The sequence below is a fragment of the Nannocystis bainbridge genome, from assembly GCF_028368995.1.
Taxonomy (GTDB): domain Bacteria; phylum Myxococcota_A; class Polyangia; order Nannocystales; family Nannocystaceae; genus Nannocystis; species Nannocystis bainbridge.
The window spans coordinates 697,356-712,625 of sequence record NZ_JAQNDL010000002.1; the positions used below are offsets into that span (position 1 = coordinate 697,356).

Sequence of the window (15,270 nt, forward strand, 5' to 3'; positions counted from 1 at the left end):
CACCCATGAACCCGCAACTTCACACCGTCCGCCAGGCCATCCGCCGCCGCCGCAACAGCCGCGGCATGACGCTGATCGAGATCCTCGTCGTGCTGGCGATCATCGGCCTCATCGTCGGTGGCGTCAGCGTCGTCGCCTTCAACGCGCTCTCGGACTCCAAGGTCAAGATCGCCTACAACGAGGTGGTCGAGATCCAGAAGCTCAGCGAGCAGTACATGCTGCAGAAGAACGACAAGTGCCCGAAGACCATGGCGGACCTCAAGGCCGCCGGCGTCACGGCGCGCGTCAAGAAGGACCCGTGGGGCGAGGAGTACATCCTGGTCTGCCCCGGCCAGCACGGTCCGGTCGACGTCACCTCCAACGGCCCCGACAAGAAGCCGGCGGGCGGCGACGACGTCAACAGCTGGGAGGACCTCAAGGAGATCGAGGCCGCCAAGGAGGAGAAGAAGTGAGCGGGCGCTAGCCCGTTCGCTCTCTCGCCGCGAGGACCGTCATGACCGTGCGGAGCCCCATCACAGCAGCGCGTCGGCGGCGAGGGAGCCTCGGCTTCACGCTGATCGAGGTCCTCGTGGTCATGGGGATCCTCGCGCTGCTGATCGGCTCCGTGATCACGGGCCTCGGCGCCAGCAAGCAGGCGCAGGTGGCCCGCGTCACCAACCAGCTCGCCAACACGATCCGCTTCGCCTACAACAAGGCCCGCGTCACCGGCACCTACTACCGGCTCCTCATCGACATCGACAAGAACAGCTTCACCATGCAGCGCGGCGACGACCGCATGTACCTGCCGGCCACCGATCGCTACGGGCGCATCGTGATGGTCGACCCGGGCAAGGTGAAGGAGCGCGAGGAGCGGGACAAGCGGGCCGAGGAGAACTACAACCGCTCGCTGCAGGCGCGGGTGCTCGACGCGGTCAAGGGCGCGCCGGTCGGCAAGCCCGGCCAGACCATGGGCCCGCTCGGCCAGCCGATGGCGAACGTGTCTCAAGGGCCAGGTACGCCGGGGCAGCCGACCAAGGCGGGCACGCCCGCAGCCCCCGGGCAGCCCGCGGCGGCCGGCGCGGCCAAGCCGAGCACCCCGGCGTCGGCCGGCTCGCTCGACAAGTACATCACCCCGCCGAAGAAGGTCCCGCGGCGCAAGCCGCCGATCTTCGGCGCCTTCGAGGACGACAACAGCCTGTCGGAGCTGCGCAAGCCGTTCAAGTTCCCGCCCGAGGTCAAGGTCATCGCCGTACGCACCGCCGAGGACCTCAAGCCGATCACCAAGGGCGAGGCGAGCCTGTTCTTCTTCCCGCAGGGCCACACCCAGCAGGCGCACATCCACGTGCAAGAGGTCGCCAACCCGGAGAACGAGTTCACGATCATCGTCAAGCCGCTGACCGGCCGCGTCGAGATCAAGGAGGGCCACGTCGACCTGGCGCTGCCCGACGATCCGACCACCATCCGCGACGACCTCGGCAAGAGGATGAACCGGAGGGCGTTCTGACATGACCGCGCCCCGCACCCCTCGTCCGCGCCTGCGCCCGCCCGAGCAGCGCTACGCCGCCGCCGGCTTCACCCTGCTCGAGGTCATGATCGCCATGGCCGTGCTGTCGCTGTCGCTGACCTCGATGCTGACGTCGCAGATGGCCAGCCTGCGCGCCACCCGCTACGCGCAGACCATCACCTCGGTCGCGTTCCTGGCCGACTACCAGCTGATCGAGACCGAGTACATCGTCCGCAAGGAGGGCGGCTGGGTGCTCGAGGACAAGTTCTACGAGGGCACCTTCGCCGACCAGGGCTGGCCTGACGTCAAGTACAAGTGCATCGTCGACTTCCTCAAGCTGCCCGAGTTCACCGAGCTGCGCGCGGCCAAGGACGACACCGACCGGGCCAACCGCGGCGAGAGCAGCATGTACTACCGCAGCGCCGCCGATCAGGCGTTCACGGCGCTCGGCATGGTCTGGACCCCGGTCAAGCAGGCCATCGAGCGCTCGATCCGCAAGGTCAAGTGCACCGTCAAGTGGAAGAACGGCAACCTCGACGAGGAGTTCGTCGTCAACACCTTCTGGGCCGACCCGGAGAAGCTCAAGCAGCTGCCCGGCCTCGGCGGCGAGGCGAAGGAGGGCGACCTCGGCGACGACAAGCCGCAGGGCGGCAGCGGCGGCGCCGGCAGCGGCACCGGCACGCCTTCGACCGGCGGCGGCGCGGGCCGGCAGCCGGCGGGCGGCGCCACGGGCTCCAACATGGGCATGGGAGGCGGGCGGCGATGAGCACCTTCGTTCCTGGCGCTTCGAACATGTCCTCGCGGACAGCCCGTCAACGCGGCCTGTCGCTGGTCGAGATCCTCGTCGCGGTGACGATGATGACGATGATGACCGCCTCGGTCTACGCCAGCTTCAGCACCACCGCGCAGAGCATGCGCACCGCCGAGAAGACCCAGCAGAAGTACGCGGTGCTGCGCAACTGCCTGGCGCGCATGGGCACCGAGATCTCGCTGGCGTACCTGTCGCACAACCGGCCGCCGGTCGAGGACCTGCACTTCACGCTGTTCGAGGGCCGCGACCAGTTCTACTCCGACAGCCTCACGTTCTCGGCGTTCGCCCACGTCCGCATGCGCAAGGACGCCAACGAGAGCGACCAGTCGGTGATCCAGTACTTCCTCTACAAGGACCCGAACGACGCCAACCGCACCCACCTGTACAAGCGGGAGTCGCGGCGGCTGATGGGCGACCGCCCGGAGAAGATGGAGGAGTTCTTCCCGGCCTACGTGTTCTGCGAGGACATCAAGTCGTTCGACGTCAAGTACTGGGACGTGAAGCGCATCGAGTGGCGCGACGAGTGGCGGACGATGAAGCAGGACATGCAGCCCAACCGCCTGCCCGAGCGCGTCAAGATCACGCTCGGCGTGTGGGACGCGGACCTCGGCAAAGAGGTCAAGTACGTCACCCAGACCCTCATCCCGATGCAGGAGCGCATCGACTTCTCCCGCTGAAAGGCCCCCCGCCGTGACCGTCGACGCCGACAACACCCCGCCCGAGAGACATGTCCGTAAGGTCAGGTCCGGCGTGGCGCGTCGACGCGGCGGCGGCAAGGAGCACGGCATCGCCCTGCTGATGGTCCTGGCCTGCATCGCGGTGCTGCTGCCGTTCACCGCCTCGTTCAGCTACACCACGCGCGTCGACTGGCAGGCCGCGATCAACCTGCGCGACGAGATCTCGGCGCGCAACCTGACCCGCGGCGGGATGCGCCTGTCGCTGCTGCTGTTCGAGCTGCAGCGCATGGTGTTCAACCAGAAGCAGTTCCGGCAGATGCTCGGCACCTGGGACATCACCCAGGTCGCGCCGTACCTGATGTCGGCGTTCGGCTCGAAGGACGGCCACGAGGCCATCTCCGGGCTGGTCGGCCTCGACAACTCGACCTTCAAGGACCTCGCCATCGACCACGGCGGCTTCGAGATCCGGGTCGAGGCCGAGAGCGGCAAGCTCAACGTCAACTGCCTGGCGTCGTCGGGGCAGGGCAAGGACAACTCGCAGGCGCGCACCGTCGAGACGCTCGAGGCGATGCTGATGCCGACCCTCTACGACCCGCTGTTCGACGAGGAGAAGGCCGACGGTCAGCGCTACACCCGGGCCGACGTCATCAAGGCGATCGTCGACTACATCGACGAGGACAACAAGTCGTGGGACATGGTCAAGCTGGCCTCGTCGTCGACGCAGGAGCGCTACCGCTACACCGAGATCTTCGACCCGTACCAGCCGCGCAACTCCCGGATCGACAGCGTCGAGGAGCTGCACCTGGTCCAGGGCGTCGACGACGACCTGATGTCGGCGATCGCCGCCGACATCACCGTCTACGGCGCCTGCAAGGTCAACCTCAACTTCGCCAGCGCCGACCAGATCGCGCTGGTGCTGCGCCACTCGGTCACCGAAGAGGACAAGTGGAAGACCGAGGGCGAGAACTTCCTGATCAAGACGCTGCCGCTGGCCCGCTACGTGGTCGACACGCGGGCGATGAGCTTGTTCTCCGACATGAAGGCGTTCAAGGAGTTCGTCGAGAAGCCCGACAAGCTCATGAACCCGATGGCCGCGCTCGGCGGCGGCGGCACGAGCGCGCAGGCGCTGAACCGGGCCAACCTGCCGCGCATCCCCGAGGGCATGAACATCCGCGAGAACAGCGAAGAGGACAAGGGCTCGGGCGAGCAGCTCGGCGGCCTCAGCGACATCGCCACCATCGCGCCCGAGCGGGTCTATCGCATCGAGATCATCGCCGAGGTCGGCGCGGTCAAGAAGCGCCTCACCGCCATCTACGACATGCAATTCGTCCGCAGCGAGGGCGCGAAGGGCACCGGCGCGTGGCTCTACCTGCGCGAGGACTGACTCCCATGGCTCCCAACTTCAACCGCAAGGACTGCCGCCCGTGGCTCAGAAGTACGTAGGACTCGACCTCGGCACCTCCGAAGTCAAGGCCGTGCTCATCAACGCCGGCCTGCGCACCATCCAGGTGCTCGAGACGGTCGTCGAGCCGGTGACGCTCACGCCGCAGGGCGACACGTCGCTGGCGGCCGCGCTCGACATCGGCATCGCCGTGCTGCGCCGCCGCGGCTGGAACCACTACCCGATCGGCGTGGTGCTGCCGGGCAGCTTCGCGGCCTACCGCGTGTTCAAGTTCCCGTTCAGCGACCCGCGCCGGATCGCCCAGGCGATCGCGTTCGAGGCCGAGGGCCAGTTCCCGGTCCCGCTCGAGAACCTCGAGCTCGACCACGTGCCCGCGACCGTCGCCGGCGGCGGCGGTCAAGCGCTCGCGGTCGCGGTCCGCCGCTCGGCGATCGACCAGGTCCAGGCCGCGTTCAAGGCCGCGACGATCGACGTCAAGCTGATCACCGTCGACGTCCTGGCGACCGCGCAGGTGCTCACCGCCGACCTGCCCGAGGCGGCCAAGGGCGCGCCGGCCGAGGCGCGCACGCCGGTGGTGCTCGGCCTCGACATCGGCCACGCGACCACCGACCTGGTGGCGTTCGGCGCCAAGGGCCCGGTCGCCGCCCGCATGCTCCGCCGCGGCGGCGTTCACGTCACGCGCGCGCTGCAGCAGCGCTACCAGCTCAGCGACGCCGAGGCCGAGGCCGCCAAGCGCGACAACGCCTTCCTGCCGCACCGCGGCCAGGGCGACCTGACGGCCGAGCAGATGGAGTCGGCGACGCTCGTGGCCCGCGCGCTCGAGCCGGTGGTGCGGGAGATCGAGCACACGCGGATGTGGCTGCGGGCCGAGTTCGCGGCCGAGGTGGTGCAGCTGCGGCTGTCCGGCGGCGGCGCCAACCTGCGCGGCCTCGACGCCTACCTGGCCGAGCAGCTCGGGCTGCCGACCGAGCGCGCCCGTCCGCGCGAGAGCCTCGGCCTCAAAGGTCTCGCGGGACATGACTGGACGGCCATGTCGGCCGCGCTCGGCGGCGCCGTCGGCTGCGCCCGCCGGCCGCTCATCCAGCTGCACAAGGACGCCGCCGTCCAGCGCGGCGGCGACGGCAGCTGGATCGCCGAGCGCATCGCCACCGTCGCCGCGCTCGGGTTCGCGATCCTGGCGTTCGGCGTGGTCGACACCGTGGTCGGCATGAGCGCGCTCGAGGCGGAGCGCATGGCCTACGAGGAGGAGCTCGGCGAGGCCAGCAACAAGGTGTTCGGCGAGACGCTCACCTCGAAGGCCGAGATCGAGGACCGCCTCAACGCCGTCGACGGCCGCGACATCACCAAGCTGATCCCGCAGCGCGGCGCGCTCGACGTGCTCGCGGGCTTCGTCAAGGCGGCCACGCCGAGCGGCGCCAAGCCGCCGCCGACGCCGCTGCCGGTGGTGGAGGGCGAGGGCGGCGTCGTCTCCGACGACAGCTCGCCGGCGACGACGCCGACGGCTCCGGTCCAGCTGCCCTCGGTCGACCCGGCCTCGGGCATCGCGTGGGACGACGAGTTCGTGCTGTCGCTGATCGAGATCCGGCCGCGCGCGATCCAGTTCCGCGCCTCGGCCACGCGCTCGTCGGCGCAGGAGCGGTTCAAGAACAAGCTGCTGCAGGCGCTGCCCTGCGTCATCCCGTTCCAGGTCGGCAAGGTGCGCGACGAGGGCACCAAGAAGGTGTTCGACCCCAACATCGAGCACGACTGCTACAGCAGCACGGAGACCGAGTCGTGAGCGCCATCGATTCCACCCTGTTCGGGTTCATGTCCCGCTTCAACCCGCGCGAGCGGGCGCTGCTCGGCGTGCTCATGCTGGTGTTCTTCGTCACCGCGGTCGGCGTGCTCTACATGATGCGCAAGAGCTCGTTCGACACCGCCCGCGCCGAGATCGCCGATCTGCGCGAGGGCCTGGTGCTGGTCCGCACCAAGGGCACCGCGTACGACACCAAGAAGAAGGAGAAAGAGGCGCGCGAGGCGAGGATCGCCAACGCCCAGCCGATCGTGTTCTCCATCCTGCTCGAGGAGGCGCAGAAGGACCTCGTCACCGGCACCCTGCGCGGTGAAGAGGAGCGCCAGGCGGTCGCCGTCGACGACAAGGGCCTGACCAAGCGCGTGGTCGCGTTCGAGGTCCGCAACGTCGCCCTCGAGGAGCTGCTCAACTTCCTCGCCAAGATCGAGGGCCAGCCGGGCAACATCCTGTTCGTCGAGCGGCTGATGCTGCGCTCGCCGTCGGCGCTCGAGGACCGCCTCAACGCCGAGGTCGAGCTGGCCACGTGGGAGCTGCAGAAGCAGGACGAGCCGGCCGCGGCGCCGACCGTCGAGGAGGGCGAGTCGTGAAGATCCGCCTGCCCAGCCTCACCAGTCTCCGTCGCGGCGGCGACCTGCCCGGGCCCCCGCCGAGCGGCACCATGATCGCCCAGCCCACCCCGATCGGCGGCTTCGGCGACCGCATGCGCCTGTTCTCGCGGCGCCTCCGCAGCTCGGCCGGCTGGGTGTTCCTGGCCGTGTTCGTGTTCTTCGCCTTCGTGTGGCTGAGCCTCCCGACCCGCGGCATCGCCTGGCGGATCGGTCAGCAGGCGCGCAAGGCCGGCTACCTCATCGACATCGAGGACATGTCGGTGCGCCCGTGGGGCAGCGCGACGCTCCACAACGTGACGTGGACGTACGCGCCGTCGCACCCGGGCCAGATCCCGCACCAGCTGGTGCTCGACGCCGTCGACGTCGACTTCTCGGTGCTCAAGTACTTGCTGCTCGGCAACATCGACGTCGAGGTCGACACCGTGCTCGACGAGGCGCCGATCCACGCCGAGTACGCGCGCAGCGACAGCGAGTCGAGCATCAAGATCGAGGTCACCGAGTTGCCGCTCGGCTCGGTGCCCAAGCTGCAGCAGGCGCTCGGCGCCCCGCTGCGCGGCCTGTTCGCCCTGCACGTCGACATGACGATGCCGGAGAACCTGTTCGAGAAGGCCGAGGGGACGATCGCGCTCGAGTGCGCCTCGTGCTCGATCGGCGACGGCGAGGAGCTGCTGTTCATCCCCGGCTCGTCGGGCATCACCGCCAAGGGCATCACGATCCCCGAGATCGACCTCGGCACCCTGATCGGCAAGCTGAAGGTCTCGGAGGGCCGGGCCACCGTCGAGGACTTCAAGACCAAGAGCGCCGACATCGAGCTCGAGCTCACCGGCGACATGCCGCTCAAGGATCCGTTCTCGAAGTCCGAGTTCGCGTTCCAGATGAAGCTGCTGGTGACGCAGGCGCTGCAGGACAAGAGCGAGACGCTGCGCTTCGCGGTCCAGACCGCGGGCCCGTCGTCGAAGATGGATCCGCCCGACGACGGCTGGCTCGGCTTCAAGCTGCGCGGCACCGTCGGCAAGCCGCGCTTCATGGGCATCAAGAGCAAGACCGCCGAGGAGCGCATGCTCGAGCGGCGGCAGAAGAACGCCGAGCGCGACGCGGCCAGGAAGTCGCGCACCAAGTCTCGCTCGTCCACTTCGAAGAAGACCGACGAGAAGGACGCGCTCGAGCGCAACCAGGGGCCGGAGCTGCCGAACATCGGCGGGGACACCGGCGGGACCGACCGCGAGCCGGAGAAGGCGCCCGACACCGAGATGCGTCAGGCCGAGCCGCCGTCGATGCCTTCGACCCAGCAGCCGCCGCCCGAGCCCGAGCCCGAGCAGCGGCAGGAGGAGCGTCCGCCAGAGCCGCCGCCGCCGCTACCGCCGGCGATGGAAGAGGTGCAGCCCGAAGGTGGTCAGGGTCAGGGCCAGGGTGATGGTCAGGGCCAGCCTGAAGCTCAGCCCGATGGCCAGATGCCGGCCGAACCGTCGCGCGAAGGCGAAGCGCCGCCGTCGACGGACGCGCCCACAGGCTGAACGTCGTCAAAAAGCAGCTCTCGTGCCAATCGGGAACCTCTCTCAACCAAAAGAGAAAGGTTCCTGAGGGGGTCTGCGGGTTTGCGCCTGCGCGCAAAGTATGCATTACACCCGCGCATCTTCCGCCCGCAGAGTAGGCGAAGCCCCGCGGAGGTACCGCCTATGACGAACTTTGAAGAGCCCAAGCCGACCCGAATTCTGGTGGTTGACGACGAGTCAAGCGCACGGTCTGCACTCAGCGAGCTGCTGCGCGAGGAAGGTTATGAAGTCCAGTCCGCCGCCGATGGTTACAAGGCGCTCGGACGCGTCGACCAGTGGGAGCCCGACGTCGTCATCACCGACGTCAAGATGCCCGGCCTCACTGGCCTCGAGCTCATAACCAAGCTCCGTGAAATCTACCCTGACGTCGCGGTCGTCGTGATGACGGCTTTTGGCTCGGTCGAGGGCGCCGTCGAGGCGCTCCACCTCGGCGCCGACGATTACCTCGGCAAGCCGGTCGATCTGCCGCAGCTGCTGATCGGGCTGCAGCGGGTGCTGCGTCACCGGGCGCTGCAACGCGAGGCCCGGCAGCTGCGCTCGGCGCTGGCGAGTCAGCGCGCCGATATGCGCGCCGGCGTCATCGGCCAGTCGAAGGTGTTCCGCGACCTCCTCGGCCTGGCCCGCCAGGTCGCCGACTCGCCGGTGTCGGTGCTCGTCACCGGCGAACGCGGCACGGGCAAACAGCACCTCGCGCGCCTGATCCACCAGTGGAGCGGTCGCCGCGGCCCGTTCGTCAGTCTGCAGTGCAGCGGCTTCACCGACGAGGCGTGCGCCCGCGAGCTGTTCGGCGTGCGCGAAGGCGGAGCCGTGCTGCGCGAGGGCAGGCTGGTCGAGGCCGACGGCGGCACGCTCTTCCTCGCCGACGTCGACGAGCTGCCGGCAGGCGTGCAGGCGGCGCTGCTGCGCTTCCTGCAGGACCGCACGTTCTGCCGCGTCGGCGACAGCGAGCCGCTGCAGGCCGATGTCCGCGTGATCGCGGCGACCAGTCAGGAGCTCGGCGCGGCCCGGGGCAGCAAGCTGCGCGAAGACCTGTACTACCGCCTCAACGTCGTCAGCCTGCGCATGGCGTCGCTGCGCGAGCGCCGGGACGACGTGCCGCTGCTGGCGATGTATTTCCTGCGGCAGTTTGCGGCCCAGGCCCATCGCCCGGTGATCGGCTTCAGCGAGCGGGCGCTCGGCGTGCTGCTCGGCTGCGATTGGTCCGGCAACATCCGCCAGCTCGAGAACAGCGTCGAGCGAGCGGTGGTGCTGGCGCGCGGGGCGGAGATCGAGCCGCGCGACCTGCCGCGCGAGCTGATGTCGAAGATGCGTGGTGACGACGCGGCGCCGGTGATTCCGGGCGCGTCGCTGCGAGAGATCGAGCGCTACGCGATCCTGCGGACGCTCGAGCACGTCGGCGGCAGCACCAGCAAGGCGGCCAAGATCCTCGGGATCTCGCCGCGCAAGATCCAGTACCGCCTCAACGAGTACCGCGGCGCTCCGCAGACGGGGATGCCTCCCGCGCTGCCAGAACCGCACGCGCACCGCAGCGCGGTGAAGTAGGCCCGCGGAACGTCGAACCACCGCGGGCGATCATGGTTCGCCGCGGTGGTCGGCTGGCTGAAGAGACAGGTTCGAATTTCACCGATCCGCCGCGCCCGCGCGCGTGGGACCGCGCCTGCGAGGGGGGTCGTGGCCGCGTGCTACCTTCGATCCGTCGGAGGGCGCGATGAAAGAGATCGAGATACGGATCGGGCGCGGCGCCAGGGCTACGCGGTTCGCCGCGGTCCTGGTCAAATCGGGCAGCACGGCCACCCGCAGCTTCGAGCGGTCGCGCAGCGGGGCGGGCGTGCAGGTCCACCTCACCGGCGAGCGCGACTACCACGTGGCCCTCGTCGCCGAGCCCGCGGCGGCCGACAAGGCGCTGCTGCGCGCGACCGTCGGGCAGAAGCTCCTGCTCGATTTCCCCGGGCGTCGGGCCGTCCGCCAGCGCCTCGCCGGCCTCGCGGGACATGGCCTTCAGGACAGGTCAGAGCCGAAGGCTGCGGCGCTCGACCTCACCGCTGGCATCCACGGCGCAGCCCCGCTGTTCCTCCTGAGCAGCGGCGAGCTGGCCGCGGACGCCGACGGACCTGCCCCGAAGGACATGTCGTCGCTGCCGGTGTTCGTCGCCGCCGCGCGCTGGATCTCGTCGCGGCGGACCTCGAGCTTCGAGTGCCTGTTCCCGCCGAGCGCGTTCTTCCCCGACGAGCCGCTGCGCACCGAGCGATTGACGCCGACGCAGGCCAGGGCGCTGCTGCGGCAGGTCGATGGCGTGTTGACGGAGGCCGCCGCGAGCGGGCCGAACGCGGCGGTCGACGACGCCGTGCAGCTGCGCTCGGCCGCGCTGACGGTGCTGTCGCACGTGGTCGCCACCGTGCTCAAGGATCCCGAATTCCGCGCGGCCGCCGACGCTGCGGCCGAACGCATCTTCCGGCTGATCGACGAGGAGACCGGTCCTGGCGGACGCGGCGAGCTGCGGGCGCACGCCATCTCGCTGCTGTCGCTGCGCGGCCCGGCCCTGCGCCCCGAACAACAGGCGCGCGCGCAGGCGCTGCTGCGCTCGCTGTCGCGGCAGGCCCCGCCGTACGCCGCGCTGACCGGGCCGTGGCGGTTCGCGCTGGCCTCGGCGCCCGAGTTCTTCCCCGGCGAGGTCGAGCTGCTGCAGACCAAGTTCGGCTTCACCAAGGTGGCCGCGCCCGAGGGCACGCCCGCGTCGCCGAACCCGTGGGGCGACGGCTACGTGGTCCTGCGGGCGCCGTTCGTCGGCAAGGGCGGGCGCGAGTTCATGGTGTTCGCCCGCTCGGCCGCGCCGCGCGACGAGAACTTCGAGATGTCGCAGGAGTTCTTCACCGGCCTGCTGGTCAGCCGCCACGCCAACCTCGGCGCCTACGACATGCGCGCGTCGGCGATCCAGACCCCGCAGGTCGGCTACAAGCTGATGATGAACTGCCAGTGCGCCGGGCTGACCACGCGGTTCGCCATCGCCCGCATGTTCCCCGACGCCGACATCTTCTCGAGCTGGGACTCGACCTACTTCCGCACCGGCGAGGGCGACAAGGTGGTGGCGTCCGAGGGCATCGACTGCTTCGTGGCGATCCTGCGCGGCCTCGCGGAGGAGGAGGACTTCGCCGCGATCGACCGGCGGATCCGCAAGGCCCAGTGGCACCACCGCCAGAGCCGCACGCCCGACTTCGTGCAGTTCATCGGCCCGGCCCACCCGCTGGTGGTGGCGCGTTACCAGGACATCAACCGCGACGGCAAGGCCGACTATTACGACGGCTTCCTCGACTTCCGGCTGGTCGAGATCGCCGAGAGCCTCAAGGACTCGGCGATCCCGCGCGACCCCGGGGCGTCGCCGTCGCAGATCGGCGGCGAGGCGGCGCGCGGGCTCGGGTGGGCCGCCGGCAGCCTCAATCGAGTCACGCAGTACTCTGAACTTTGGGACAGCTTGCCCGGGCAGGCCGAGCTCCTGTACGCGTTCCGGGCCGGCGGCTTCTTCAGCGGCGCCGAACCACCGCGCGACGTGCCGGCCGGCAAGGGCCCGCGCGGCGAGCTCGGGCGGCTGCCGGCGGTGGTCCGCTACGTGCGCGAGCCGGCCGGCGACGCGCTCACGGCCGACGTGCTGTTCCACAGCCACCTCAGCCACAGCGCGCAGGAGCTCAAGCGCCTGCTCGTGGCCGCCGAGGCGTGGTGGCGGGCGATCGACCTCGGCTACCTGGCCGACACCACGCCGCTCGACACGCCCCTGGGCCAGCGCGCCGGCCTGCTGCTGCTGCTCGCGGGGCTGCTCGAGTTCCCCGCTGATCAGAACTTCATCGACGGGCTGTGGGAGATGGCGCTCGACATGCTGCACCTGCCGCGGCTGTCCCGCTCGCTGATCCGCCGCTGCAACAGCGACGAGGACCACAATGACGGCAACTACTACGGGTCGGTCCGCGGCATCCGCGAGCTGGTCGGCACGGCCGAGGCGCCCGGCGGGGTGCTCAAGCCGGCCAACCCCGAGGCGTACGAGGAGCTGGCCGCGGCCGATCCGGCGATCGGCCGCGCCCGCCCGCTCGGCGAGGTCGCCCAGGCCGCGGGGCCGTGACGCGTTGTCGGCGAGCCAGGCGGCGTGGCAAAAAGGAGGGATGCACCGCCTCACGCCCGGGCTCGCCGGGTTCGCCCTGCTCCTCGTCGCCTGCGCCGGCTCGGGGCCTCCGCCTCAACCTGTCCCGGAGGACAGCCTCCGCGCGGCCGCCCCCGAGGACGCGGGCGGCTCGTGCTCGGCCAGCGCCGAGTGCCCCGGTGCCGCGCCGGTCCGCTGCACCGGCAAGGGCGAGGGCCGCTGCCGCGGCGAGGACGGCGTCGGCTGCCGCTTCGAGCCGCTCACGGGCCCGCCGCAGACCCGCTGCTGCGACGGCTCCGACAGCTGCACGTTCACGCCGCTGTCGGGCCCCTGAGCGCGTGGGGATGATCGAGGCAGCTGTCTGAATCGACATGTTCTTCAAGGCATGTCTCGGAAGCCATGTTCTCGCTCGCGCTGACCAGGGCGAGCGCGCTTCGAGGTCCGGTGACCAGATGCTCGTTCGGAGTCTGTCTGTAAGGACATGCTCTTTCGAGCATGTCCCGCGGCCAGGGATCAGCCGGCCGAGCTGTCGTCTGGGTCTGTCCGTAAGGACATGCTCTTTCGAGCATGTCCACCGGCCAAGAAACAGCCGGCCGAGCGGTTTTTAAGTGACCTGCTCTTCCGGCAATGTCCCGGCGACCAGGTGCTCGAGCCAGCCGGCGAAGCGCGGGCCGGTGAGCCCGTGGCCGAGGTGGTAGCGCAGCTCGGCCTCGACGGCGCCGCGCCAGGCCTCGATCTCGCCCGAGCCCGCCAGCAGCTCGCCCACGGTGGCGTCGCCGAGCCCGGCGACGACCTCGTTCAACACGGCCTCGATCTCGGCGGGCAGGCGGTCCCACGCGGCGACGGCGACCAGCGCGGCGTGGAGATCGCGGGCGACCACGGCAGGGTCGAGCTTGAGCAGCTCGGCATGCAGCGCCGACTCCGGCAGGTCGAGCAGCGAGGCCAGGACATCGCCGCGAAAGGCCGCGCCCTCGCTGGCGTGCCTGGGGTCGCTGACGCGATCGACGATCATGTCGATCACGCGACCGACCGCGCCGTCGACGAAGCCGCGCACGCGGTCCTCGACCGAGGCGTCGAGGCCGACCGCGGAGGCGACGCCCTTGGCGACGCCGAACAGCTTGGAGGTCACGCCGGCGCCCGGGATCTTGCTGGTGTCCGGGAAGATCGAGCCGACCTTCTTTGCGAAGTCGAGCAGGGTGGTGTGGAGGATCGTGCGCGACAGGTCGCGCACGGTCGCCTGATCGACGACGGCCCGCACGAGCGCGCGGCTCGGCGTGTAGGGCCTGCGGACGACGCTGCGGAGCAGCGGCACCAGCTCGCCGGGCAGCCGCGCGCGCACGCTGCCCTGGCGCGGACGGATCCGCCCGAGCGCGTCGCGGAGGCGCTGCTCGAGCCATGACGCGTGGCCGGGCGCGGCGGCGGCGGCCTGCAGGCCGGTGACGATCAGCGGGGTCAGCCGGACGGGATCGACGAAGCGACGTGCGGGCGCCGCGAGGACCTCGTCGACCAGCAGCGCTGCGAGCGCGGCGAGGTAGCGCGGCTCGTCGCGCAGTCGCGCGAGGAGGGCAGGGACGTGGGGCACGCCGGCCCTATACCAAGCTTCCTGCACCACGGATACGCTGGTCTCACGACGCGCTCTCGCCGGCCTCTCGCCGAGACCCGGCCCTGACAAGGCGCGTTGTCCCGCCGCCATGCACAGCCGCAACGTCGAGATCAAGAGCCCCTGCCACGAGTCGTGGGACGCCATGCACGGCGACGAAGCGCGCCGCTTCTGCGATGTCTGCGCCAAGCACGTGCACAACCTCTCGGCGATGTCCCGGCAGGCCGCCACCGATCTCCTGACGGAGCACAAGGGCCAGCACCTGTGCGTCCGCTACTCGAACCAAGAGGACGGCCAGATCGCGTTCCGCGACACCGTTCCGCTGTCTCGCCTGCGTCCGGTGCGGACCGCCTTTGCAGCGATGATGCTGGCCGCCTGCGCCCCGCACGGCGACGGCCCGCCGATCCAGGACCTCGGCGACATCGCCATCGAGGCGATGGCCCGCGACGCCAGGCCGTCGCCCGAGGGCGGCTGCGAGGTCCAGACCGGGCCGTTCACGACGATGCACTTCCCCGCGAGCCACGAGGTGTGCCGCAACGTCGTCGACATCGGGGCCCAGATCCGTCCGCCCGTGGCGCCGCCGCCCGAGCCGCCGCCGCCGATGCCGACGATGGGCGCCGCGCCCGTGGCGATGGACCCGCCGCCGCCGCCGCCCGGTGAGGAGCTGATGGGCAAGGTGGCGCCGCCCGAGCACGTGAAGATGGGCGAGGCGACGCCCGACGCGAAGGAGCCGTGCGACCCGCAGGCCTTCGCCCCGCCGCCGCCGGACCCGCCGCCGTCGATGCTGATGGGCCAGGCGGTCGCCCCGGAAGCGCTCCAGCCGCCCGCGCCGCCGCCCCCCGCGGAGCCGCTGATGGGCGACGTGGTCGCCGACATCCCGCCGCCGCCGCCGCCGACCGCGAGGATGGGCCGGGTCGCTCCGAAGACCGGCAAGGTGAAGGTGCCCGCCGGACTCTGAGGTCGCGTCGCTGCGGGTGGGAAGGGCATGGCCTCGCGGCCATGCCCTTTCGTACATGTCCTCGAGGGCATGTTTTTATGGGCATGGCCTTTGGCTCATGCTTCGCCGAGCCCGCCGCGGACCCGGCCCGCGACCGCGGTCACGGCTCCTCCGCCCGAGCGTCCGCGGGGCGAGGCGGCCCTCGCACCGGCCCTCGCACCTGGCCTGCGGGTCATGCCCTCACGGCCATGTCCTCAAAGACATGGCCGCAGCGACATGTC

Annotated in this window: 13 protein-coding genes; 12 read left to right on the forward strand and 1 reads right to left on the reverse strand. The window is 70.4% G+C overall.

Annotation, left to right across the window (positions count from 1 at the left end; translation table 11 throughout):
- Window positions 1-5: 5 nt before the first annotated feature.
- From POL25_RS20370 to POL25_RS20420, 11 genes are all read left to right on the forward strand, one after another.
- Complete coding sequence (locus POL25_RS20370) at window positions 6-452, forward strand: type II secretion system protein GspG (RefSeq protein ID WP_272087781.1); 447 nt, start codon at window positions 6-8, stop codon at window positions 450-452.
- A 47-nt stretch (window positions 453-499) separates the two neighbouring features.
- Window positions 500-1,483: a pilus assembly FimT family protein gene (locus tag POL25_RS20375; protein WP_272087782.1), complete on the forward strand. Its 984-nt coding sequence runs from the start codon at window positions 500-502 to the stop codon at window positions 1,481-1,483.
- 1 nt (window position 1,484) lies between these two features.
- The gene (locus tag POL25_RS20380; RefSeq protein WP_272087783.1) at window positions 1,485-2,249 is read left to right on the forward strand and encodes a type IV pilus modification PilV family protein; all 765 of its coding nucleotides are present in this window, start codon (window positions 1,485-1,487) and stop codon (window positions 2,247-2,249) included.
- 26 nt (window positions 2,250-2,275) lie between these two features.
- Window positions 2,276-2,971: a PulJ/GspJ family protein gene (locus POL25_RS20385; RefSeq protein WP_272087784.1), complete on the forward strand. Its 696-nt coding sequence runs from the start codon at window positions 2,276-2,278 to the stop codon at window positions 2,969-2,971.
- A 13-nt stretch (window positions 2,972-2,984) separates the two neighbouring features.
- Complete coding sequence (locus POL25_RS20390; protein WP_272087785.1) at window positions 2,985-4,355, forward strand: type II secretion system minor pseudopilin; 1,371 nt, start codon at window positions 2,985-2,987, stop codon at window positions 4,353-4,355.
- A 40-nt stretch (window positions 4,356-4,395) separates the two neighbouring features.
- Window positions 4,396-6,150 (forward strand): pilus assembly protein PilM, encoded by a 1,755-nt coding sequence (gene pilM / locus POL25_RS20395; protein WP_272087786.1) that lies wholly within the window; start codon window positions 4,396-4,398, stop codon window positions 6,148-6,150.
- Window positions 6,147-6,752 (forward strand): hypothetical protein, encoded by a 606-nt coding sequence (locus POL25_RS20400; RefSeq protein WP_272087787.1) that lies wholly within the window; start codon window positions 6,147-6,149, stop codon window positions 6,750-6,752. Before pilM ends, POL25_RS20400 begins: the two co-directional genes overlap by 4 nt.
- Complete coding sequence (gene gspN / locus POL25_RS20405) at window positions 6,749-8,287, forward strand: type II secretion system protein GspN (protein ID WP_272087788.1); 1,539 nt, start codon at window positions 6,749-6,751, stop codon at window positions 8,285-8,287. Before POL25_RS20400 ends, gspN begins: the two co-directional genes overlap by 4 nt.
- A gap of 162 nt (window positions 8,288-8,449) precedes the next feature.
- The gene (locus POL25_RS20410) at window positions 8,450-9,868 is read left to right on the forward strand and encodes a sigma-54-dependent transcriptional regulator (RefSeq protein WP_272087789.1); all 1,419 of its coding nucleotides are present in this window, start codon (window positions 8,450-8,452) and stop codon (window positions 9,866-9,868) included.
- Window positions 9,869-10,034: 166 nt separating this feature from the next.
- Window positions 10,035-12,434 carry a hypothetical protein gene (locus POL25_RS20415; protein ID WP_272087790.1) on the forward strand — a complete coding sequence of 800 codons (2,400 nt, stop codon included), beginning with the start codon at window positions 10,035-10,037 and terminating at the stop codon, window positions 12,432-12,434.
- A 40-nt stretch (window positions 12,435-12,474) separates the two neighbouring features.
- Window positions 12,475-12,786, forward strand: a complete 312-nt coding sequence (locus POL25_RS20420) for a hypothetical protein (RefSeq protein WP_272087791.1) — start codon at window positions 12,475-12,477, stop codon at window positions 12,784-12,786.
- 270 nt (window positions 12,787-13,056) lie between these two features.
- On the opposite strand, the gene POL25_RS20425 is transcribed toward POL25_RS20420, so the two are convergent.
- The gene (locus POL25_RS20425; RefSeq protein WP_272087792.1) at window positions 13,057-14,034 is read right to left on the reverse strand and encodes a hypothetical protein; all 978 of its coding nucleotides are present in this window, start codon (window positions 14,032-14,034) and stop codon (window positions 13,057-13,059) included.
- A gap of 109 nt (window positions 14,035-14,143) precedes the next feature.
- Here POL25_RS20425 and POL25_RS20430 point away from each other — a divergent pair, with 109 nt between their 5' ends.
- Entirely contained in the window at window positions 14,144-15,010 is an 867-nt protein-coding gene (locus tag POL25_RS20430) for a hypothetical protein (protein ID WP_272087793.1), read from the forward strand.
- Window positions 15,011-15,270 lie beyond the last annotated feature (260 nt).